The sequence below is a fragment of the Agrobacterium sp. 10T429 genome (assembly GCF_056393925.1).
Genome location: NZ_JBFTGV010000001.1, coordinates 963,475 through 984,927, shown reverse-complemented (window position 1 = coordinate 984,927; position 21,453 = coordinate 963,475). Strand labels below are relative to the sequence as shown.

Here is a 21,453-nt window from a genome sequence, read left to right as displayed (position 1 = left end):
GCAACAGCCGCGCTGTTATCTGGCAGCAGCTCCGTTCTTGATCTCGGGCGGCTCGACGTAGCGGAACCTTCTCGTGCGGTCGCGGTCGCGCGGATCCGGGCGCGGAATGGCCGACAGAAGTGCCTGCGTATAAGGGTGATCCGGTGCGTTGCAGACTTTTTCGGCGTCTCCCACCTCAACAAGCTTGCCGCGATACATCACTCCGACGCGGTCGCACATGTATCTGATGACGCCGATGTCATGGCTGATGAAGATGTAAGCCAGGCCAAGTTCGTCCTGCAGCCGCATGAGCAGGTCCAGCACCTGGAAACGCACCGAAACATCGAGCGCCGACGTCGCCTCATCCGCAACGATGATGCGCGGCCGGAGCGTGATGGCGCGGGCGATACCGATGCGCTGGCGCTGGCCGCCGGAAAAGGCGTGTGGATAACGCTCACGTCCGGCAGGGTCCAGACCCACCTGCTCCATCAGGGCGCAGACGCGCTCATCCAGTTCCTTGCCTTTCGCAATGCCGTTGACCAGCAGCGGCTCGCCGATGACCTGTGCCACCGTCATGCGCGGATTGAGCGAACCGAACGGATCCTGAAAAACCATGCGCAACTCACGCCGGGCCGCTTTCAGCTCCGCACCTTCGATTTTGGCAAGATCGACCACCGTGCCATCCGCCCGGCGATAGCGCATCTCGCCCCCGGTCGGATCGTAGAGGCGCATGATCGAGCGGCCCATGGTGGTCTTGCCGGAGCCGCTTTCGCCGACGATGCCGAGCGTTTCGCCCGGAAGCAGCTTGATCGACACGCCATCCAGCGCCTTCATCTCACCGAAGTGCATCGAGAGGTCGTCCACTTCCAGGATAGGCGCCGCGGCAAGATCGAGCGGCGGGCGGGCCAGCCGGATTTCCGCCTTCTGCTCCAGCTTCAGAACCGAGCCGATCAGCATACGCGTATAGGGGTCTTGCGGATTGTGGAATATTTCATCGACAGTGCCATATTCCTTGGCGACGCCGTGATGCATGACCAGCACGTCATCGGCAATCTGCGCCACCACGCCCATGTCGTGGGTGATGAACAGCACCGCCATGCCATGCGCCTTTTGCAGCCGCGATATCAGGTCGAGGATTTCGGCCTGCGTCGTGACGTCCAGCGCGGTTGTCGGTTCGTCGGCGATCAACAGTTGCGGTTTGCAGGCCAGCGCCATGGCGATCATGGCGCGCTGGCGCATGCCGCCGGAATATTGGAAGGCATAACGATCCAGCGCCTTTTCGGGGTTAGGAATTTCCACCTGTCGCAGCAGCTCGATGGCTTCCGCCCGTGCCTGCGCCTTGCTCATCTTCAAGTGCAGCCGCAGAACTTCGGTGATCTGATCACCGACGGTATGCACCGGCGACAGCGACGACATCGGCTCTTGAAAAATCATTGCGATGTCTGCGCCGCGCACCGAGCGGATGGCCCGGCTGCGCGGATCGAGCTTTGCGAGATCCAGCGACGTGCCGTCGGCACGGTTGAGGATGATCGACCCGGAAGCGATGTAACCGGGGCTGTCGATGATCTGCAGGATCGAGCGGGCGGTGACGGATTTGCCGGAACCGCTTTCGCCCACAACGCAGAGCGTCTTGCCGGGATCGATGGAAAAAGACAGATCGTTTACGGCGCGGAAAATGCCGTTTCGCACGGGAAATTCGGTGACCAGATTGCGGACGTCAAGCAGCGGTCGGTCTGGCTTCATGGAGAGAATATCGCTCATCCGGGGCCTCACTTGTTATAGGGGTCGGCTGCGTCACGCAGACCGTCACCGAGCAGATTGAGCGCCATGACGGCAACGACAACAGCCACGCCGGGCAGGAACAGCCACGGCGCGGTTGCGATCGAGCGAATATTCTGCGCCTCGCGAAGCAGAACGCCCCAGGAAATGGTCGGCGGCTGGAGGCCAAGACCGAGGAAGGACAGCGAGGTTTCCGCAAGGATCATCGCCGGAACCGCAAGCGTGACCGAGGCGATGATGTGGCTCGAAAAACTCGGCAGCATATGGCGGAAAATGATGCGCCCTTCCGGCACGCCATCCAGCCGGGCTGCCGCCACGAACTCTTCCGTCCTCAGTGAAAGGAACCTGCCGCGCACGACGCGGGCAAGCTGCGCCCAGCCGGTCAAGGACAGGATGATGGTGATCATCATATATTGCAGCGTTGCCGGCCAACCCTGCGGCAGGGCAGCGGCAAGCGCCAGCCAGATGGGAATGGTCGGCAGCGACAAAACGAAGTCGATGACGCGCTGCATGACAAAATCGATGCGGCCTCCGTAATAACCGGAGATACCGCCCAGAACGACACCGAGAAGCAGCGAGAAAAACACGCCGACGAGACCGATGGACAGCGAAATCTGCGAGCCCTGTATTACCCGGCTAAACACATCACGGCCAAGGCGATCCGCGCCGAAAAGGAAGAGCGGTCGGGTCTTGTCGGTCGAGGCCAGCAGATGGATATCCGTGGTGAACAGGCCGAGCACCGAATATTCGTAGCCGCGACCGAATAGCTGGATCGGGATTTTCTTGGCCGTATCTTCGACGAACACCGCCGCCAGCGTTTCAGGATCACGCGTCAGCTTCAGCGGATAATAGTGCAGACCAAGCGAGAGGCCGTCCGTCGTATCGATGAAATGCACACGTTGCGGCGGATGGAAGGTGGCGCGCGCATTCTGCAGAACCGGATCGTTGATGGCGAAGAAACCTGGCAAAAGCGCGACGATATACATTGCGATGGTGACGAACAGGGCGGCCATGGCCAGCCTGTGGCGCTTGAACGCCCACCAGATCAGTTGCCATTGCGAGGCGACGGCAGCGCGGTCCGGCCGGGTATTGGTGGTGATGGCGATATCGCTCATGGCGCCCTCCTATTCGAGACGGATGCGCGGATCGACCAGCGCAAGAAGGATGTCGCTGATGAGCGATCCGATCAACGTCAATCCGCAGATCAAAAGCACAAAGGCGCCGGCGAGATACATGTCCTGCGCCATCAGCGACTGCAAAAGCAGCGGCGCGGCCGTCGGCAGATTGAGCACGATAGCAACCACAACCGAGCCTGAAATGAGATTGGGCAACAGCCATGCAATCGTGGAAATGAATGGGTTGAGCGCAATTCTCAAAGGATATTTCGTCAGCAGCCGGAACTCGGACAATCCCTTTGCGCGCGCGGTTGTCACGTAGGGTTTGGGTAATTCGTCCAGCATGTTTGCGCGCATGACGCGGATGAGGCTTGCCGTGGAGGACACCGCGAGGATCGCAACTGGTAGCCAGATGTGGGCCATCAGATCCATCATCTTGGCGATGCTCCACGAGGCAGTCTCGTACTCCGCCGAAAACAGCCCTCCGACATCGGCCCCAAATTCCACCGCCGCGACATACATCAGCACCAGCGCCAGTAGGAATGACGGTATGGACAGGCCGAAAAAGGAGAAGGCGGTAAAAAGATAATCGCCGATTGAATATTTGCGCACGGCGGAGAAGACGCCGATCGGAAGTGCTATGGCCCAGGTTGCGAGAAGGCTTGCTATGGCCAGAACCAGCGTCAGCGCCATGCGCTCCCAGATGAGGCCGGAAACGGGCTGCTGCCATTCGAACGAGATGCCAAAATCGCCGCGACTGATGATGCCCCATATCCATTTGAGATATTGCACGATCATCGGGTCATCGAGCCCGAAGCGCTCTCGCAGTTGCGCCGCCGTATTGTGGTCTATGACTTCGTTGGACGCAGCAAGCGTGGCGATGTAAGTCGTCACGTAGTCACCGGGTGGCAGCTGGATCAGTACAAAGGCAAGAAAACTGACGGCGAACAGGGACGGTATCATCCACAGCAGGCGTTTTACGATAAATAGCAGCATAACGTTCTCGCAATCACGTTTTACCACACGCGCCGCCATCCACTACGAGACGGCTTTCGGGTGGTCGAAACAACCTGAGAGGCGCCGCCGCGTTGATGAAGCGGCGCCCATGTGGCGGTGTCAGCTTGTGAAGGTGAACTGTTGCGGCAACGCCGGGCCGGGGTTGGGCCATGACCAGCTGTCGGGTTCTTTCTCCGGCACGTTGCGAAGGTTGTTGCGGATGATACCGAAACCACCAACGGCAAGGCAAAGACCGATCGTCTCGAACTCGTCGGCCGCGATATCGAAGATTTCCTTCATCTTCTCGCCGCGCTTGACAAGGTCGGCCGTCGAACGCGCTTCATCGAACAGTTTGAAGCGCTTCTTCTGGCTTTCCGGCGGCTCTTCCCCCTTCTGCCCGTTGGATGTGTACCAAAGCGCCCACGGAATGGCGTAGCGCGACCCCTGCGGGTGGAACGCGAAGAAGTCACGCGGGTCGAGCATCGGATCGAGACCGCCCGGACCCGGCCAGACCGCCGCATCATGGGCGTTATCATCGCCGCGTGTGTAGTACAGCGCGCGCTCAATGGTGTTGACCTTGATATCGACGCCGATTTGCGCCCACTGCGCCTTCACCAGTTCCAGCGCATCGACCAGATCGGGATAGAGTGTCGGGATCACATCGATCGAAAAGAAAATCGGCTGGCCGTCGGGCCGGAGCCGCATGCCGTTGCCGTTCTTCTTGTCGTAGCCGGCCTTGTCGAGAAGATCGTTCGCCTTGGCGACATCGTATTCGGTGTTCTGACGCGCCAGCTTTTCGTGATACCAGGGATGTGTCGGGCGCGGCCCGGCCTGATAGCCCTCGCTCTGGCCGAAATAGACGATGTCGATGATTTCCTGGCGGTTGAGCGCGATAGACAGCGCCTGACGGAACGACTTGTCGCCGAACATCTTGCGCATCTCAGGGTCTTTGTGGGTGATGTTGAGGTAGATCTGGCACTGCTGCGAAGCCGATGGCACCAGCGTCAACAGACGGTAATCGCCCTTTTTCATGTTCTGCGACAGCGTCGGCTTGTTGGCGAGAACGCTGATATGGCGTTCCTGAATGTCGATCTTGCCGGAGATGACGTTCAGCATCAACGATTCGACATCCTGCGAAATGCCGAAATTGACTTCGTTGATATAGGGAAGCTGGTTGCCTTCCGTATCGACCTGCCAGAAGTAAGGATTGCGTGTCATGACCACACGGGTCGCGCCGCCGGAATAGGGTTCCTTGACCACCCATGGGTCGAGCGTCGGCTTGTCGACATTCGACCAGCGCGACGGAATTTCGATGTCGCCGCACTTGGCGCGGAACAGTTCCGTCCAGCTGGACACGCCAGCCGCCTTGACGTCGGCATCGAGCGCCGTGTTGTATTTCGGCAGGAACTTGCTGCAATAATGCTTGGCAAACAGCGTCGGATGCTGGCCGAGCGGCGTGGCGAGGTTTTCCAGATAGAGCGCGTTTGGCGCTGCGAATTTGAACCTGACCGTGAAATCATCAACTTTCTCGACATCGACCGCCTTACCGGCGACGGAGAGTTGCGCCGGGGTAGCGCTGTAAAGCTCCTTGTTCTTGATGCAGTCCTCGATGGCGAACACCACGTCATCTGCGGTAAAGGGATGTCCATCAGACCATTTCGCGCCCTGCAACAGATGGAAGGTGAACTGCGAGGCGTCGTCATTGACCTCCCATTTCTCGGCAAGGTTGGGCAGAACTTCGGTGAAGTCCATGTTCCAGCGCACCAGCCCCTGGTTGCCGACCATGCGCAGGATGCCGTTATGGTCCGACGAACCGCGCAGGCCGCGGCGCAATGTGCCGCCATAGGTGCCGATCTTTTCATGCGGCGTTACCACCATCGGATTTTTTGGCAGACGTTCCGCCAACGGCGGCAGTTTGCCGTCTTTTACCAGGGCTGCCAGTTCCGGCGCTTCCTTGCCGGCAGCAGCCAGGGCCGAGCTCCCGATGACGGACACGGCGGCGACGCCGCCAAGCCCAGCCATAAAGGTTCGGCGCGTCAAGCCCAGTGAAAATTTATCGCCATCGCGCATCGACTATCCTCCCAAAAAATCACCGGCAGCGAGACAGCTTTCACCGAACCGCAACAGCCTCCCGGCCAGCCAGCACACCGATCCTCCACCGGCAGGGCAGACCATATGGGCGTTTTCAGATGATTACAAGTATTGACAGATTTTTACATATTTTTTATTCGTAGGCCGGTTTTCACGATCAGGTTTGAGGAAAGAACCGGCACGACAGTAACCACGTTCATGAAATTCCCGGTATTTCTGTTGCGATTGAAATGCAGGAAACCCATTAACTTCAGCGATTTGCAACGGAAGGGCTGCTGATGGACAATCAAACCGCATCCGCCGCCGCTCGAGGCGAGACTCGCTTGAGCGACATCATCTACGAAAAGATCATCGGAATGATTTCTGATGGGCGGTTTCCCGTGAACGAGCGGTTGCCGTCGGAGCAAAATCTGGCTTATCTGTTCGGGGCTTCCCGGCCTGTGGTGCGCGAAGCGCTGGAGCGGCTGCGCAACGACGGGCTTATCGTTTCGCAGAAAGGTTCCGGCTCCTATGTGCGCCAGCAGCCGGATTCATCCGTGTTGCAGCAGGTTCCTGTCGGCTCGCTTGCCGATGTGCAGCGTTTCTTCGAGTTCCGGTCCGGCCTTGAGTCTGCAGCCGCCGAACTTGCAGCACGCAGTTGGCAGGCTGCCGACAAAGCCCGCATCGAACAGGCCATTACCGCGCTGGAACAGTGTCTTGCGCGCAACGATCTTGGTGCGGAGGAGGACTTTGCCCTGCACGAAGCCATTGCTAAAGCGAGCCATAACCAGTTCCACATCACCGTGCGGATATGGTTCAAGCCGCATTTCGCGATCGGCCAGTCGGTGACACGCAGCCTCAGCCTCAAGCGTACGCCGCAACATGTGCGCGAGGTACAGAACGAACATACGGCAATCGTGGAAGCGATTTTTGCGCGCCAGGAACAGGCCGCGCATGACGCAATGAAAGATCACATCCTAAAGGCCCGTGCCCGCATGTTTCAGGGCGTCGGCAGCTAGAACCGTTTTTTCAACATTTCAAAAGGCGAGCCATACAGGGCAAGGGAAAATAATCAGTGATCCAGCCACGCATCATAGAGCCGAAACTCCGCTCTCTCATCGACACGCCGTTGAAGGTCGGCGAATCACCGGCATGGGATGAGCGTACCGGGAATCTGTGGTTCGTCGACATTCTCGCCCCCGCCATTTTCTGCCTGCATCCGGGCGGCAAACTCGACAGATACGAAACGCCCGCCCAGGTGGGTTGCCTCGGTCTTTGCGACAATGGCCTTGTTGTGGCGGGCCTCAAGACGGGCGTGCACCTTCTAGACCCCGCAAACGGCGCGCTCGAACTGCTGTGCGATCCGGACGAAGGACGAGCAGACAGCCGTCTCAACGACGGCAAGGTCGGCCCCGATGGCCATTTCTGGGTGGGAACCCGCGACGAGGCTGCCGTGCCGACAGGAAATGCCCGCCTCTATCGTATCGCGCCGGATGGCGGCGTCGAGCTTGTCATCAATGGCGATATGTTCACATCGAACGGGCTTGCCTGGAATCTGGACGGAACGCGCATGTATCATTCCGATAGCAGCGGTCTGATGTATCAGGCGTTCGATTTCGATGTCGCGACGGGCAGGCTCGGTCCAGCCGAGCGCCTGCACGATTTCGCACCCGACGAAGGCAGGCCTGATGGCGCGGCGACCGATTGCGAAGGCTGTTACTGGAGCGCCGGCGTTCAGGCCGGGCGTCTCAACCGCTTTTCGCCGGAGGGCGAACTGTTTGAGATATACAGGTTGCCGTTCAAAGGGCCGACCATGCCATGTTTCGGCGGCCCGGACCTCAAAACGATCTATCTGACGAGTCTTGTGACCGAGACGAACGGAACAACCACCCCAGGTACGCTTGTTGCGTTTGATGTGCCTGTCGCGGGCGTAGCCGTTCACAAATTTTCTATCTGAAGATGCCCTTCGATTTTTAAGGAAACCAGTTGATGACGACATTCGATTTCCGCCAGGCTCTGCACGGTATTTCCGGCGTACCCGTAACGGCTTACGAGACAGACGGGGAAGTCGATATAGCTGTCACCATCGAAGCCTATGCCCGTGTAGCAAAGGCGGGCATCCACAATATCGTTGCTGCGGGCAATACCGGCGAGTTTTACGCGTTGACGCCCGCTGAAATTTTCAAGGTCTACGAAGCTGCGATCGAAGGGGTGAACGGGCAAGCCCCCGTTACTGCAGCGATTGGACGCTCGCAGCGGGAGGCCCTGTCCATGGCGCGTCGGGCCAGGGAGATGGGCGCGTCTGCGGTCATGTCCCACCAACCGGTTGACCCGTTCGCAGCGCCGCAATCACAGATCGACTATTTTATCGGCCTGGCTGAAGGCAGCGAATTGCCTCTCGTAGCCTATGTCCGCGCCGACGGGTTCTCGGTCAATGACATGGTCAGACTATCGAGCCATCCGAACGTCGCAGGCATAAAGTTCGCGACGACGGATATTATGCTTCTGTCGCGTGCGATCGCCGCTTCCGATCCTGACGGCTCACTTTACGTGTGTGGACTGGCAGAAAGCTGGGCTCCCGCCTTCTGCGCCGTCGGAGCCCGCGGCTTCACATCCGGTCTCGTCAATGTCGCACCGCAATTTTCCCTGCAAGTTCATGATGCACTGACGGCCGGCGATTTCTCGACCGCACGTAAGATCGTTGAAAAGATCGAGTTGTTCGAACGGCTGCGGACACGATACCGGAACGGCGCCAATGTGACTGTGGTAAAGGAAGCGATGCAGATACAGGGCCTTGCGGTTGGCCCAGTTCGAGCACCAGGACTCGCCCGTCTGGACGACGAGGATCGTGCAACACTTGAAGTCCTGCTTGCCAGCTGGCAATGACAAAAGCCTCATTCCCAACTGTGGAGACACACTACGATGCCGATGATGGCACCCAACCCATCTGTGGAATTATGCGCCTAACCGGCTCGGTTGCGATGGACAAACAATGCCTTGCGTCACGCCCAGACGAACATTGTGGTTATCTGGACCAGGGGTTGATCACTTTCACCCCGGCAGCCTCGAAAGGGCTTGTATCGCGAGTTGAGATAGTGAGGCCATTTGCTGCCGCTGTGGCTGCAATGTAGCCATCGGCCGTGCCGATTGCTTTCCCAGACGCTCGAGCGCGTGCCATCAGTTCAGAGTAGAACTGAGAAGTAGTCAGATCGAAGGACAGGATGCGGCCGGAAAAGTGTGGCAGCACCTCGCCCTCGAGACGGTCGCGGAGGATAGTTTGCCGTCTGCCTGAAGGCATAGCAGCAATTCCGAAGCGAAGTTCCGCAATCGTTATTGCGGAGATGAACAGCGTTTCGACAGCTTGGGCGTCCAACCAGGCAATCACCGCCTCGTCCGGAACCGGTTTCCAAGGTTCGGATATGACGTTGGTGTCAAGCAAGATCATTCGAAGGTCATCGGCTTAGCAGGTGTCTTGTCGCGACTTTTCTGAAGAGCTTCAACGTCGCTGTTGGAAAGCTCGGCGTCGCGACCAATGGCCGCTAGCAAGGAACCGAGCTGAATACGTTCCGGAGGACGAACAGCCGCTTCAATAATGGCACGAATCTCGGCCTCCGTGCTCCGGCCATGATGAGCCGCTCGCACCCTCAGAGCGCGATGTGTTTCTTCAGAAAGGTTACGAATGGTGACTGCCGGCATTGATATCATCCTTGGAAAAATGATCTCTTTGATATCAAAATACCAAGAATGATGCTAAAATTCAAGAGTATTGAGTTTCAGCAGGATTTGACCCGTTTTTCCATTTCGCGGCCGACAATCCGTCGAGAATACCGCAACCACGAGCTATCGTCTTCTCGGGAAGATCTATGCACGCCTTGCGAGAATGATTGTCGAGCGGGCGGGGTTTTCATCGACACATGAGCATGACCCGAAATTTTCCATACTGGCCATTTCCAAATGGCCAATTTCCAAGAAAACAGTGCTTCCCCCGGTGAGGCTGGCTATCGCGCATGCTGTCCGTGTGATCGAGATTGGACGTGTCTGATGTTGCCCTAGGGGTCTTCCGCGTCCATATAGTTCTAATGACGCATGATTCGAAAATATTCGTCGGTCTTCGATCCGCTCGCAAACGCTCGCCATCGCCCAGCCAAGCCACAGGCCCAAAATGCCAATGGGACGGGTGTGAAAAGAGCGGTACTCACCGTGCGCCGGTGGGATCGGGTGCAGAAGGTCTTTACCTCTTATTCTGCCTTGAGCATGTGACTGACTACAACAAGGGTTATAGTTTTACGACGCCACCCTCCAATGCCGACGTCGCCCGTTACCAGAAAGAAGCGACGACGGGTGCGCGCCCGACCTGGGGTAAGAGGGTGAGCGCGGCGACTGAAACTCCGTTACCGTCTTCAGTTCGTTCAGGCTCGGCAAAAACGCTAAATGCTCGCAAAGCCGATCGGCAGGGGCAAACCCGGATCGGCGCCCAACAGAGAAAGCTCAAGGTACTGGAAGCCAAAGCTTTCGAAACACTCGGCCTTTCCTCCCAGGCGACATCCCAAGAAATCAAGAGCCGCTATAAGGAGAGGCTCAAAATGCACCATCCCGACGCCAATGACGGAGACCGCAATTCTGAGGATGCACTTCGAAGCTCGATCGAAGCGTATCGAATCCTCAAATTGAACGGTTTTTGCTAAAGCCTGTTTAAAAGGGGCTTACGATCCCTGCCTTGAAGGGATCAGAACCACTGACCCGTTCCAACGCATAGATGAGATGATCACTCGGACCTCAATCCAAGCCAAAATTTCTCAAATGCATTCAAGGAGCATCTTCGTCATTCGCCCAGCAGCTACGCGCAGACACGTGCTCCTTTGCGCGACGTTGCGCTGAGCAATGGGCCCTCGGCGTGATTTGTATTTTTCGCTATTCGACCGCAAAAGCGAAGACACCGGATGGCCTATTGGACAAACTCTGCCTTGAGGAGAATCGCCGTCATCGCCACTTAGACGGCCGAAAGACACGGGGATACCGATGTCCATGTTGTCACCACGCAACCGTGCGACACTCTGATTGCCCATATCGGTCCTCCAGACCGGTGAAGCTCCATCAGTTTTGGTGGAGCGTGCGTCGATGCCTCCCCGCAAGGGCGCCCAGCCTGTCGGTGGTTGGGACTTCGGCTTTTGTCTCGGCACGCCGGGTGCTTGAGGGCCAACTCTCGGTCCCCGATCATTTATCCAGAAAGATGGCTTTCTTTCATCCTTAGCGTTACAACGACGCCGCCCTCTACCCAGTTATAGTCGATTGATCCACCGAGTTGTCCCGAGACTGTCCTGTGCAACATCTTACTGCCGTAACCGTCTGACGATCTGGGCGACTGGGCAGGGTCGCCTCCGTGTTCGCTCCAGACGATCTCGACCTCGTCTTCGATTACAGAACCGGATATGTCGAGCAATCCCGCATTATTCGACAAGGCACCATATTTGAGCGAATTCGTTGCCAACTCGTGTATCACGAGTGCCAGGCTGGTTGCAGCCTTCTCTCCTAGTCCCATCCGCGGCACAGCAACGCGGATGCGACCTGCAAAAGCTCCGACGTCGTCGTATGGGGCAAGCAGCACAGCAAAGAGGTCGCCGAGCAATGCCGATCTCCCCTGGCCATCGGGGAGCGGGCGCACCAGTTCGTGGGCCCTGCCGAGGGCCGTCAGTCGCTCAGTCAACTGCTTTGCCATTTCCTCTTTTGTCTCGGTCGTACGCGAGGTGATATTTGTTAATCCAGAGGCCAGAGCCAGAATATTCTTGACGCGATGGCTCATCTCGCCGGCGAGGAGTTCATGCCCTTCCTCGGCCTGCTTGCGGCCCGTGACGTCAAGAAAGATGCCTGTCATTTTTTCGGTTGCAGCGTCTCCCTCGTTGCCCTGGCCTCGAGCGGAAATCCAACGAACGTCGGAGGCGTTCGTGAGAATGCGGAAATCAATTTCAAACGGGCCGTCGATGGCGCGGGTTGCGACGAACGCCGCCCTGACGCGGTCTCGGTCGGCGGGATGCACCTTGGCGGAAAGATGCTCGAAAGTGAGGTCTACCTCGCCGCAAATGTCCCAGAGTTCGTAAGCCTTGGCATCCATCACAAACGTGTCTTCATCGACGATCCAGGCCCAGAGCGCGACCCCGGCCGACTGGATAGCACGCCTGAGCTCGGCTGTACTCCATTCAGGTTGTGATGTGCCTTCGCTCAATTTCAAATTTCTCCCACCCCATACAAAAGCTGGTATCGATCTAGAACTAGCTGGCCAGCGAAGCGTTATCAATGTTCTACGTAGGATGTGCTTTATTGGGATGGAAGTGGAATGGCATTAATTTCGGACCGGTATCGGGACATATTTGTTGGCGATGGAGAGATGGCGCAGATGATGCGGCGCCATGATTGGGCGGATAGTACACTTGGTTGTCCGGACGAGTGGCCCGAAGCGCTGAAGGTCGCAATTCGGCTGTTGCTCACCTCAAAATTTGAAATGTGGCTCGGCTGGGGTCCAGACATCGCCTTTTTCTATAACGATGCCTATAGGCCGACCTTGGGAAATAAGCACCCCAACGCGCTTGCTGTGCCGACAAAGATATTATGGTCTGAAATCTGGAATGATATCAAAGGGCGCTTGGAAACCGTTTATTCAAGCGGAGAGGCAACCTGGGACCGCGCGCTGCTCTTGCTTCTCGAACGCGACGGGTATCCGGAAGAAACGTATCATACCTTCTCTTACAGTCCGCTGATCGGAGACAGTGGCAAGGTCGAGGGCGTCTTCTGCGCAGTCACGGAAGAAACCGAGCGGGTCATCAGTGAACGCCGCCTGGCAACCATGCGCACTCTGGCGTCTGGCCTTGCCGTGGCCGACACCGAGGTCGAAGTCTTCAACGCTTCACGCAAAGCGCTTAACGACAACCCTCAGGATCTTCCCTTCTGCGCACTTTACGTTTTTGACGAGAACGGCAATGCGATGCGCCGGTGGGTTTGCGGCACGGCTGAAGACGACACTTTATTGCCGGTAACAATAAACCGTGGTGTGGGCATCTGGAACCTTGAACGCGCCTGGCAAGAACAGGCCATGGATCTGATAAAGTTGTCGGCCACAGACGTCATCCCGTCGGGGCCCTGGCAAAGAGCGCCATCTCAGGCTGCGGTCATTCCTTTGGTCGGACAAGCCAGCGACCAACCCAAGGGGGTAATGATCACCGGGCTCAATCCGCATCGGGCGGTCAGCGACGATTACCTGGATTTCCTTAAATTGATTGCCGGCCAGATCACCTCGCGCTTGGCGAGCGCTGAAGCGTTCGAAACAGAACGTCGACGGGCAGCGGCGCTTGCAGAGGCTGCTGAGATCCGGGAAAAAGCAGCGTTGGCACTCGAGCAGCTCAATCGTCAACTCTCCTCAGAAGTGGAACTTCGGACCGCGGAGCGAGATCGGATGCGCGCCCTGTTCCAGCAAGCCCCAAGTTTCATGTGCATCCTCAGCGGGCCTGAACACACTTTCGAGCTGGTCAACGATGCCTATAATCAACTTGTCGGGCATCGCGAGCTCCTTGGCCTCAGCGTCAGAGAGGCGCTGCCTGAGATTGCCGGGCAAGGCTTCTTCGAATTGCTCGACGGTGTTTTTCGATCGGGCACGCCGTACATAGGTCGTTATGTGCCTGTTTTCCTTGAACGGGATGGCAAGGAGCAGCCGGATCAGCGCTTCGTACATTTGATCTACCAGCCAATTTTTGATCTTAACGGATCAGTGACCGGGATTTTCGTTGATGGCTTCGATGTTACGGACCAAAAGCGTGCTGAGGATCAGCTTCAGAGCCTTAACCACACCCTTGAGGAAAAAGTCGAGCAGCACACTATTGAACTGAGAACTGCGCTTCTGAAGCTAGAGAAAGAAACTGTCGAGCGCGAAACCGCACAGATCGCGTTGAGGCAGGCGCAAAAGATGGAAGCGCTGGGTAACCTCACAGGTGGCGTGGCGCATGACTTCAACAATCTTCTCCAGGTCGTGAGCGGCAACCTGCAGCTTCTCTCCAAAGATATCGACGGCAACAGGCGGGCAGAACAACGCCTGCAAAATGCCTTGGCCGGCGTTGCCCGCGGCGCAAAGCTGGCATCGCAGCTTTTGGCCTTCGGCCGCCGTCAGCCGCTCGAGCCCAAAGTCGTCAATGTTCGAAAACTCATCCAGAATATGGACGATATGCTGCGCCGGGCACTGGGCGAAGAGATAGAACTCGAAACCGTTGTCTCCGGCGGGTTATGGAATACGCTGATCGATCCGAGTCAGCTGGAGAACGCCATCCTTAACCTGGCAATCAATTCGAGGGACGCGATGGAAGGCCGCGGACGATTGACAATCGAGACCGGAAATGCGGTTCTCGACGACAATTACGCCCGTTCGCACGACGATGTCCGTCCCGGACAATATGTACTCGTTGCAGTGACCGATACGGGGTCAGGAATATCGCCAGATATCATCGAGCATGTCCTGGAACCGTTCTTCAGCACGAAAACGGACGGGAAGGGAAGCGGCCTCGGTTTGTCGATGGTTTACGGCTTTCTTAAGCAGTCCGGCGGCCACCTCAAAATCTACAGCGAGGTCGGGCATGGGACGACCATGAAACTCTATATGCCGCGCACGGTGCACGTCGAAGACAGCCTGAGTGATCCAGAGGCCATTGCGGTGACGGGTGGCACGGAAACTGTTCTCGTGGTGGAAGACGATGACGGCGTTAGGGAAACATCGGTGGCGCTGCTGACGGACCTTGGTTACCGCGTCCTCCAAGCGAGAGACGCACAGTCCGCATTCGCCGTCGTCAGCAGTGGCGTTCAGATCGACCTGCTGTTCACGGACGTCGTGATGCCGGGCCCGATGCGCAGCACAGATCTTGCGAGGAAGGCCAAGGCTCAGTTCCCTGGCATGGCCGTATTATTTACCTCAGGCTACACCGAAAATTCGATCGTCCACGGCGGCCGGTTGGACGCTGGTGTCGAGTTGCTATCCAAACCCTACACGCGCGAGGCACTGGCCCGCAAAGTCCGCCACGTCCTGAACAACGCGCAGCAACACAGGATTGCCTTGCAACGGATGGAGCGCCAGGAGCCCGCGCCTGCACCCGAGCAGGAGCCGCGTGATAGCCGCCCAACGGTGTCCGCAAAACCGCATGTCCTTATCGTTGAGGATGAGCCGCTTATCCTGATGTCGACGGTCGACATGGTAGAGGAGCTTGGTCACACGGTGCATGAGGCCAACTCAGCGGAAGATGCCCTCAGCGTCTTTGAGACCAACAGGATCGACATGTTGCTGACAGATGTCGGTCTGCCCGGCATGTCCGGGATCGAACTTGCAAGGCATGTAAGGGAACGCTGGCCAAACGTGCGGATCGTTTTCGCAAGCGGTGACGACAACGCCAAGACAGCCTCGGGTATTTCCGATGCGCAGCAATTATCCAAGCCTTTCAGTATCGATAGGCTGCGACAGGTGTTGGGTAAGGCCGATCGGACCTTGTGACCGCAATTTGGCTGGCATGGCTCGCGCACGGGTATAACCACGTTTGCCATCGCGCTGTTTGGCGATGGCAGCCTGCCACTTGCGCAAGGTTGAGTATCCAGTTCCACCTGCGCTGTTGACCGCCGGGTCATCACGATTGTGGGACTGGATCTGTGGAGATACCTTGACGCCCCCTGGGCAAGCGAGGCCACGGCACGCTTCGCCGGTTAATGGGCCTTTCGGTTTTTATCCGAAGTCGACGCCCGCGCGGCGTAAGGCATAGCTCGACCGACAAGAACCGCGCGGCATAGAACACCACCAGCTCGATCCGGATCAGCCGTACGCCGCGGGGCACGAGATCACTAGAGGCTGACGTCCTCCAGTTTCGCGATCAGCGTGTTGCGATCCTCGACCGATTTCAATCGCACCGTTAGAGCTTCGCTCTTAACCGGCACCTGGGGCGGCAGAGAGACGGCAATGCCGGGAATATTTTCGGCAGCCCACCGCCTGAAACGAGGCAACTTGTTGGGGCCGCTGATAGGGAGGGTGTGAATATATCTGAAAGTCATGACTGCTTCTTTCCGAATGCGGGCAATGCCATGGCACAGGCGGCCAGATTTGCTCCGCAGTTTTCGTGTCGGGTTGCGAGAAACCTGACGCCAATGTCGCGGTCGCAACTATTGGCGCCAGGCAATCAGCGTCCGGCACTAACCCTTCGGATAGGAAAGACGTAACGAATGGTGAGCGCGAAACCCGTTAGCTCCATCGTCGGCATGTCAGACACCAGAACCTTGCCGCTCGTTCAACCCCAGGATCAGGCGGCCAGAGTGACGGCGGGCATGCCAGCACCCCGGCTCTGCATCGAGTTTCCGTACAAAATCGGCAAGCGCGATATCACCCAGCCTGTCCGCCGCCGCTTGTGGAGAAAACCATCGTCTTTTTCGGTGCGCTTTTTCGCGCCAGTGGGTCAAAGTGCCACGCACGTTCATACCGAATATCGTGACACAGCAGACAAGCTGAGGCCCGTCGTTGAGGGTCTCGATATATCTGTGCGTCATTACCGGAGCCGGGGACATGTCGCCAATAATTCCTGCCACCTTGAACGCATGTCGCGAGGCCATGACGAGGGGCGGACATGCTTTAACGAGCGGGCCATTGGGCACGATCCAGCGCTCGCGCTCACGGTCCGTGACAAGCAGCACCTTGCGCTCGCCGTCGCGCCCGATCCGCCAGGGAAGTACTCCGACCTGCTGCAACTGACCTCTGTCATCAGGTGACGAGACGATCCGGCTTGCTGTCGTAGCGCGTGTCATTGTCCTGCGGTCTCCGCAAGCCAGCGAAAGGGCAGCCGGAACTCGTTGCGCTTGCAACTATGAGGCTTGTGTGCGGCTCTCAGTGGAACAGAGGTTTCACACCAAGGGCACCGGGCCGCGGCACCCGGCAGTTGACGGTTGCACGCAGGGCAGATTGGAAGGGGGCGAGGGTGGGACATTAAAACGCTCCATGGCTACGTCGCGCGAGCGACGCATACGAACCGCACTTTCAATTGCGTGGTTCCCGGAGCGGCTGGGTCTATGGCGGCGTTAAAGGTTCAGTGCTGCCAGCTCCGGGTTAGGGAACGTGCCTGATCAATAAGCCTGAAAAATAGGGATTTCATGGGCGTTTTCATGATGCTTATCTGGGCAAGGATCGCGTTGCCTGCAAGGTGACCTTTTGCCGCACGATAGGAATGATGCCGGACCATTCGCGCCAAATCGTACGTGAGCGAACCTCGTGACATCCACTCAGCGGCAACAAGCTCTGCGTCACTTTATGGCCTCACTGTCAGACCCAGAGCTTTTCGCTTGAACGCGCGGACGACGATCGAGACATTGATGGAGGTTTTGCAGACGTAGCTGTTCTCGAACAACAGACCTGACCGGTCGTTGCACAGCACTGACGATTCGAGCGCCTGCTCAGCTAGGTTGCGCCCCCACTCGTTGTGGAAGAACGTGCTTCCATCGGTAAAGCCAAGCCCGGTGCTCTGGTATGTCGGTCGAGCTTGCAGCGATCTTAAGGCGGCAAGATAAGCGGCATCATTGTCCGACCTGCGTCCAGCGATCAATGCTTTTCCCAGAGATTTCCGATCGATGCTGGGACGCCTCCAAATAATGAAGCGGTTCTCAACCAGATCAATGTACTCATCGAGACCAGCAACGGGGATCGAGTGGGCGGCGACAGGTTGATAGAACATGAATGGATCGCTCTCTTCGGCGGCCGCATTCGCCCGGAAACACATAACCGCTTCGAGCGATGCCACTATCTCCGGCCAGGCTTTAAGGACGGAGGACATCACCTGAGGGGCGACTCCAGCCTTCCGCCAGAGTGCATGTATTAAAGCCAGAGCAATCCACCGTGGCTCGCCTGTCGTCTCGTTAGCCGCGTTAGCAATCGGTGCAAGGCAGGCCTCGTCCTCACATAGGATAGCGGCTACGTCAGCCAGAGTAGCATGATCAAGTCCAAAATTGGGCTTGGCAAGCAGGGCAGGAAACAAGGTGGTAACCTCTGAAAAACGCCTTGTTCTCAACAAAGAGAACAAAGACCAGTGGAGCGACTGAATTGGCGAACGACCCGATCGCACGCGTGCGATCGGGTGACGCTCCTGCTTTGAGGGGCAGCGGCTCCGGTCTGGCTTGAGGTCCAATAATCATCACCGATGCGTTCCTCCAGGACAGCATGAGTCGAGCTGGGCCGCCGCTCGTGATCGCCTAGATGACCCCTAACGCGTCCATAGCTTCCGCGACCCGAACAAATCCGGCGATGTTTGCACCAAGGACGTAATCGCCCGGCGCGCCATATTCATCGGCTGTTTCCGCGCAGACATCATGGATCGCACTCATGATGTCTGCGAGGCGCGCCTCCGTTTGCTCAAACGTCCAGCTGTCACGGGAAGCGTTCTGTTGCATTTCCAAAGCAGACGTGGCGACCCCTCCTGCATTAGCGGCCTTGCCAGGCGCGAACATGACGCCTGCCGCCTGAAACAACCTTACAGCCTCGGGAGTCGACGGCATATTTGCACCTTCTCCCACCGCGATGACGTTGTTTCTGACGAGCGTCTTTGCGTCTTTACCAGTCAGTTCGTTCTGCGTTGCACAGGGCATAGCCACGTCACAGGGGACATCCCAGATTGATCCTCCCTCGACAAAGCAAGCATCCGACCCCTTGAGCTTCACGTATTCCGAGATGCGTCCTCGGCGGACCTCCTTGATCTCCTTGACCAGGGCGAAATCAATCCCGCTTTCATCAACGACATAACCGTTTGAATCGGAGCAAGCGACAATCTTCCCGCCGAACTCGCTTACTTTTTCCATTGTATAAATTGCAACGTTGCCCGAACCAGAAACCGATACACGCTTTTCTGAGAAGTCCATTCCCTTGGAGGCCAGCATCCTGCGCACAAAGTAGCTCGCCCCATAACCTGTCGCTTCTTTACGAGCGCGCGAACCGCCATAGAACAGGGCTTTCCCGGTCAGGACACCCGCCTCAAATCGATTGGTGAGCCTCTTGTACTGGCCAAACATATAGCCAATCTCACGACCGCCGACACCGATGTCGCCAGCGGGAACATCGGTGTATTCGCCAATATGTCTATGAAGCTCAGTCATGAACGACTGACAAAAGCGCATAATTTCGCCATCAGATCGTCCGCGCGGATTGAAGTCGGATCCGCCCTTCCCTCCACCGATGGGCATACCGGTCAAGGCGTTCTTGAACGTCTGTTCGAATCCGAGGAACTTGATGATACCGACGTTGACCGAGGGATGAAACCGAATGCCGCCCTTATAGGGACCCAAAGCAGAGTTGAATTGCACGCGGAATCCGCGATTGATTTGGACCTGACCGTTGTCATCCACCCAAGGTACACGAAAGATGATCTGCCTCTCCGGTTCACAAATCCGCTCGATAAGGGCGTTTTCCGCATAACGCGGATGTTTAGCAATGACTCTTCCAAGGCTCTCCAGGACTTCGCGCACRGCCTGGTGGAACTCGAACTCTCCTGCGTTTCGGCGCAAGACTTCGTTGAGAATGGGTTCGAGTTTTTCGTCGACGTGAACCATCAAATACTCCGTTTTTTTAATAGCTTAAGGAAGATCGGCATGGGCAAGGCAGCCTGATCACTGCCGGCGAGGGTGACTGCCTTGGCTCGTCAGACATCGGGGTTCTTTGACCTCACTCGCTCGGACATCATCGCCTGGAAGTTCGACAACAGGATTATGCATCCGCCGATGACGACCCAGGCGTCTACGCCTTCTCCGTAAGCGTAGAACCCGACGACCGCAGCCATGGGTACACGCAAAAAGTCGATAGGCATGATGACAGATGCATCGAGGCGCTTAAGCGCCTGTGCCTGGCAGTAATGCGCACTCAAGGCACCAACGCCGGCAACCATCATCCACGGAATATCGGACAGGCTAACGTCCCTCCAGTCCGTCAACGCGGCCAGCAGTCCCAGCGGCAGTTGAATGAGGATCATCCAGACCACGATGATTGCTGGTGAGCATTCTTTCGTGAGCTGCTTGACGAGAATTAAGGAAAGCCCATAGCCGGCGGCCGCCAGCAGCACTAAACCAGCAGCCGGATCAATGACGCCGAATCCTGGACGCACTATCACCAGAACACCGATGAAACCGCCAAGGGTTGCGAGAAGCCGCGGCCCGGTTAGCTGCTCCTTGAGAAAAAGCCAGGCGAAAAATGCGACCCAGATCGGCATCGTAAATTCGAGTGCAAAGACCGACGCCAGTGGGAGAGAGACCACGCCGATGGTCCAGAAATACTGGGCGGTGAAGTGAACGACGTTTCGGGCGAGATGCCTTGGAAACAGTTTCTTCTGACGGATCTGCGGCAGCAGTGACCGTCCCACCAGCAAAATTACACCGAGACCGACGAGAGCCCGGAAAAACAGCACCTGTCTGATCGACAAGGTCGATGCGAGCTCGCGAGACCCGACAGCCATGCTTATGAAGGACGCCATGCTCAGCGCCATCCAGCCAAGTCCCTGCGCCAAACCTGCCCGCCCCGGCATTCCAGTAAAATGTGCGTCTTTTTCCATGATTGCTCCGGACAGCTTGTGCTGCCGCAATAGGGGAAGCCTTGGTCCGCATTTGGTGGCCAAACATCTGAAGCACCATACGAAACAGATGTTGTTGGTGCGTTCAAAGGGCGGAGGAACGTGCGCAAGCAAGCGCAGACATCCGGTCCTGCAGACCTTTCTTGCGTCGATATCATCGCGTTGAGAGGTGGCTGAAGGCTTCCGCGGCTGCTCGTCGTAAACCGGCACGGCCGACCCGGACGACAGTCAATTGATGTCTGTGTCCATCGCGAGAATTCCACTCCCCGCGCTGTCCGGGCTTAAGGCCCAAGAGCGCCACGCCAACAGGCGTCAATACGGACAAGCGGCCCGCGTCTGCCAGCACTTCATTCGGGAGAACAAGGGTAACCTGGCGTTGCTGCCCCTCTACATCATACGAGACAGTTGATCCTAGGCAGACCGTGTCGAGCGAGACCTGTTCGTCTGCCAAGACCCAGGAGTTTTCCAGCTTCTCACTCAAGTCGGGGCCGACGTCGAAATCATTGGTCAGGGCCACGAGCGTCAGGCGGCTAAGTGTGTGAAAGTCTGTTGCCCCGATTATGGGCATGGTTTGGCTGAGTGAAGACATGTTTATTGTGACCTGCGCAACAACCCCATCGCTAGAGGAAGGGCGTTGACTTGTTTGAAGAGAGACTTGCCGCAGATGGTAAGGCGAACGTGTTGACGTAGCCACTCTGGATCCGGCAGGCGACAGTGGCCGGACCCGGTTACGATCCTGCGATGGGGCAGACCCTGAAAGCGCTCACTGCGCGTCTTTTGCTCTCGTTCAACATCAACCTAGCATTTATGGAAGGTGCCATGAAGTCAAGGGCACTTCCCGAGATCAAAAGCGCCGGGCAGCGTCTCACGGAGCGCTTCTTGACTTCCCCCTCAGGCATGCCATGATTAGG

The 21,453-nt window shown here is 57.4% G+C and carries 18 protein-coding genes; 5 read left to right on the top strand and 13 right to left on the bottom strand.

Translation table 11 applies throughout. From position 1 onward, the window contains the following. Nucleotides 1-15 precede the first annotated feature (15 nt). From AC1DCP_RS04850 to AC1DCP_RS04835, 4 genes are all read right to left on the bottom strand, one after another. Nucleotides 16-1,740, bottom strand: coding sequence for an ABC transporter ATP-binding protein (locus AC1DCP_RS04850; RefSeq protein WP_065660622.1), 1,725 nt, complete (start codon nt 1,738-1,740; stop codon nt 16-18). An 8-nt stretch (nt 1,741-1,748) separates the two neighbouring features. Next, nucleotides 1,749-2,873, bottom strand: coding sequence for an ABC transporter permease (locus AC1DCP_RS04845; protein WP_025591532.1), 1,125 nt, complete (start codon nt 2,871-2,873; stop codon nt 1,749-1,751). Nucleotides 2,874-2,882: 9 nt separating this feature from the next. Beyond that, the gene (locus AC1DCP_RS04840) at nt 2,883-3,869 is read right to left on the bottom strand and encodes an ABC transporter permease (RefSeq protein ID WP_003517191.1); all 987 of its coding nucleotides are present in this window, start codon (nt 3,867-3,869) and stop codon (nt 2,883-2,885) included. A 120-nt stretch (nt 3,870-3,989) separates the two neighbouring features. Next, complete coding sequence (locus AC1DCP_RS04835; RefSeq protein ID WP_111790853.1) at nt 3,990-5,939, bottom strand: ABC transporter substrate-binding protein; 1,950 nt, start codon at nt 5,937-5,939, stop codon at nt 3,990-3,992. Nucleotides 5,940-6,238: 299 nt separating this feature from the next. Here AC1DCP_RS04835 and AC1DCP_RS04830 point away from each other — a divergent pair, with 299 nt between their 5' ends. Genes AC1DCP_RS04830 through AC1DCP_RS04820 form a run of 3 tightly spaced genes read left to right on the top strand, consistent with a single transcriptional unit; the run spans nt 6,239 to nt 8,825 of the window. After that, entirely contained in the window at nt 6,239-6,958 is a 720-nt protein-coding gene (locus tag AC1DCP_RS04830) for a FadR/GntR family transcriptional regulator (protein ID WP_174004091.1), read from the top strand. 56 nt (nt 6,959-7,014) lie between these two features. After that, entirely contained in the window at nt 7,015-7,896 is an 882-nt protein-coding gene (locus AC1DCP_RS04825; protein WP_111801762.1) for an SMP-30/gluconolactonase/LRE family protein, read from the top strand. 32 nt (nt 7,897-7,928) lie between these two features. Then, on the top strand, nt 7,929-8,825 hold the full coding sequence (locus tag AC1DCP_RS04820) for a dihydrodipicolinate synthase family protein (protein WP_013637432.1): 897 nt from the start codon (nt 7,929-7,931) through the stop codon (nt 8,823-8,825). A gap of 139 nt (nt 8,826-8,964) precedes the next feature. Here the strand turns inward: AC1DCP_RS04820 and AC1DCP_RS04815 are convergent, their stop codons facing one another. Together AC1DCP_RS04815 and AC1DCP_RS04810 are read right to left on the bottom strand one after the other, a co-directional pair. Then, nucleotides 8,965-9,384 (bottom strand): type II toxin-antitoxin system VapC family toxin, encoded by a 420-nt coding sequence (locus AC1DCP_RS04815; RefSeq protein ID WP_003517201.1) that lies wholly within the window; start codon nt 9,382-9,384, stop codon nt 8,965-8,967. Next, complete coding sequence (locus tag AC1DCP_RS04810) at nt 9,381-9,635, bottom strand: FitA-like ribbon-helix-helix domain-containing protein (protein ID WP_003517203.1); 255 nt, start codon at nt 9,633-9,635, stop codon at nt 9,381-9,383. The genes AC1DCP_RS04815 and AC1DCP_RS04810 overlap by 4 nt, the downstream gene beginning before the upstream one ends. Nucleotides 9,636-10,018: 383 nt before the next feature. Here AC1DCP_RS04810 and AC1DCP_RS04805 point away from each other — a divergent pair, with 383 nt between their 5' ends. Next, on the top strand, nt 10,019-10,624 hold the full coding sequence (locus tag AC1DCP_RS04805; protein ID WP_035201472.1) for a J domain-containing protein: 606 nt from the start codon (nt 10,019-10,021) through the stop codon (nt 10,622-10,624). Nucleotides 10,625-11,157: 533 nt separating this feature from the next. Here the strand turns inward: AC1DCP_RS04805 and AC1DCP_RS04800 are convergent. Beyond that, nucleotides 11,158-12,165, bottom strand: a complete 1,008-nt coding sequence (locus tag AC1DCP_RS04800; protein ID WP_013637428.1) for a sensor histidine kinase — start codon at nt 12,163-12,165, stop codon at nt 11,158-11,160. Between the two features lie 156 nt (nt 12,166-12,321). On the opposite strand from AC1DCP_RS04800, the gene AC1DCP_RS04795 reads away from it, so the two are divergent. Further along, nucleotides 12,322-15,456: a hybrid sensor histidine kinase/response regulator gene (locus tag AC1DCP_RS04795; protein WP_476774155.1), complete on the top strand. Its 3,135-nt coding sequence runs from the start codon at nt 12,322-12,324 to the stop codon at nt 15,454-15,456. 341 nt (nt 15,457-15,797) lie between these two features. Here AC1DCP_RS04795 and AC1DCP_RS04790 read toward each other — a convergent pair whose 3' ends face one another. From AC1DCP_RS04790 to AC1DCP_RS04765, 6 genes are all read right to left on the bottom strand, one after another. Next, on the bottom strand, nt 15,798-16,004 hold the full coding sequence (locus AC1DCP_RS04790; protein ID WP_013637426.1) for a hypothetical protein: 207 nt from the start codon (nt 16,002-16,004) through the stop codon (nt 15,798-15,800). A 207-nt stretch (nt 16,005-16,211) separates the two neighbouring features. Beyond that, nucleotides 16,212-16,748, bottom strand: coding sequence for an NUDIX hydrolase (locus AC1DCP_RS04785; protein ID WP_013637424.1), 537 nt, complete (start codon nt 16,746-16,748; stop codon nt 16,212-16,214). 497 nt (nt 16,749-17,245) lie between these two features. Further along, nucleotides 17,246-17,734: a hypothetical protein gene (locus tag AC1DCP_RS04780; protein ID WP_476774148.1), complete on the bottom strand. Its 489-nt coding sequence runs from the start codon at nt 17,732-17,734 to the stop codon at nt 17,246-17,248. 448 nt (nt 17,735-18,182) lie between these two features. Beyond that, a complete protein-coding gene (gdhA, locus tag AC1DCP_RS04775; protein WP_013637421.1) occupies nt 18,183-19,532 on the bottom strand; it encodes an NADP-specific glutamate dehydrogenase in 1,350 nt (449 codons plus the stop codon). Nucleotides 19,533-19,621: 89 nt separating this feature from the next. Beyond that, the gene (locus AC1DCP_RS04770) at nt 19,622-20,524 is read right to left on the bottom strand and encodes a DMT family transporter (RefSeq protein WP_013637420.1); all 903 of its coding nucleotides are present in this window, start codon (nt 20,522-20,524) and stop codon (nt 19,622-19,624) included. 172 nt (nt 20,525-20,696) lie between these two features. Further along, nucleotides 20,697-21,131, bottom strand: coding sequence for a GreA/GreB family elongation factor (locus AC1DCP_RS04765; RefSeq protein ID WP_041694758.1), 435 nt, complete (start codon nt 21,129-21,131; stop codon nt 20,697-20,699). Nucleotides 21,132-21,453: the final 322 nt, after the last annotated feature.

What these genes read in the sequence shown, in the direction of transcription:
- AC1DCP_RS04850 (WP_065660622.1), bottom strand. Translation starts at nt 1,740, where the DNA reads ATGAGCGATATTCTCTCCATGAAGCCAGACCGACCGCTGCTTGACGTC.
- AC1DCP_RS04845 (WP_025591532.1), bottom strand. Translation starts at nt 2,873, where the DNA reads ATGAGCGATATCGCCATCACCACCAATACCCGGCCGGACCGCGCTGCC.
- AC1DCP_RS04840 (WP_003517191.1), bottom strand. Translation starts at nt 3,869, where the DNA reads ATGCTGCTATTTATCGTAAAACGCCTGCTGTGGATGATACCGTCCCTG.
- AC1DCP_RS04835 (WP_111790853.1), bottom strand. Translation starts at nt 5,939, where the DNA reads ATGCGCGATGGCGATAAATTTTCACTGGGCTTGACGCGCCGAACCTTT.
- AC1DCP_RS04830 (WP_174004091.1), top strand. Translation starts at nt 6,239, where the DNA reads ATGGACAATCAAACCGCATCCGCCGCCGCTCGAGGCGAGACTCGCTTG.
- AC1DCP_RS04820 (WP_013637432.1), top strand. Translation starts at nt 7,929, where the DNA reads ATGACGACATTCGATTTCCGCCAGGCTCTGCACGGTATTTCCGGCGTA.
- AC1DCP_RS04815 (WP_003517201.1), bottom strand. Translation starts at nt 9,384, where the DNA reads ATGATCTTGCTTGACACCAACGTCATATCCGAACCTTGGAAACCGGTT.
- AC1DCP_RS04810 (WP_003517203.1), bottom strand. Translation starts at nt 9,635, where the DNA reads ATGCCGGCAGTCACCATTCGTAACCTTTCTGAAGAAACACATCGCGCT.
- AC1DCP_RS04805 (WP_035201472.1), top strand. Translation starts at nt 10,019, where the DNA reads ATGACGCATGATTCGAAAATATTCGTCGGTCTTCGATCCGCTCGCAAA.
- AC1DCP_RS04795 (WP_476774155.1), top strand. Translation starts at nt 12,322, where the DNA reads ATGGCGCAGATGATGCGGCGCCATGATTGGGCGGATAGTACACTTGGT.
- AC1DCP_RS04790 (WP_013637426.1), bottom strand. Translation starts at nt 16,004, where the DNA reads ATGACTTTCAGATATATTCACACCCTCCCTATCAGCGGCCCCAACAAG.
- AC1DCP_RS04785 (WP_013637424.1), bottom strand. Translation starts at nt 16,748, where the DNA reads ATGACACGCGCTACGACAGCAAGCCGGATCGTCTCGTCACCTGATGAC.
- AC1DCP_RS04770 (WP_013637420.1), bottom strand. Translation starts at nt 20,524, where the DNA reads ATGGAAAAAGACGCACATTTTACTGGAATGCCGGGGCGGGCAGGTTTG.
- AC1DCP_RS04765 (WP_041694758.1), bottom strand. Translation starts at nt 21,131, where the DNA reads ATGTCTTCACTCAGCCAAACCATGCCCATAATCGGGGCAACAGACTTT.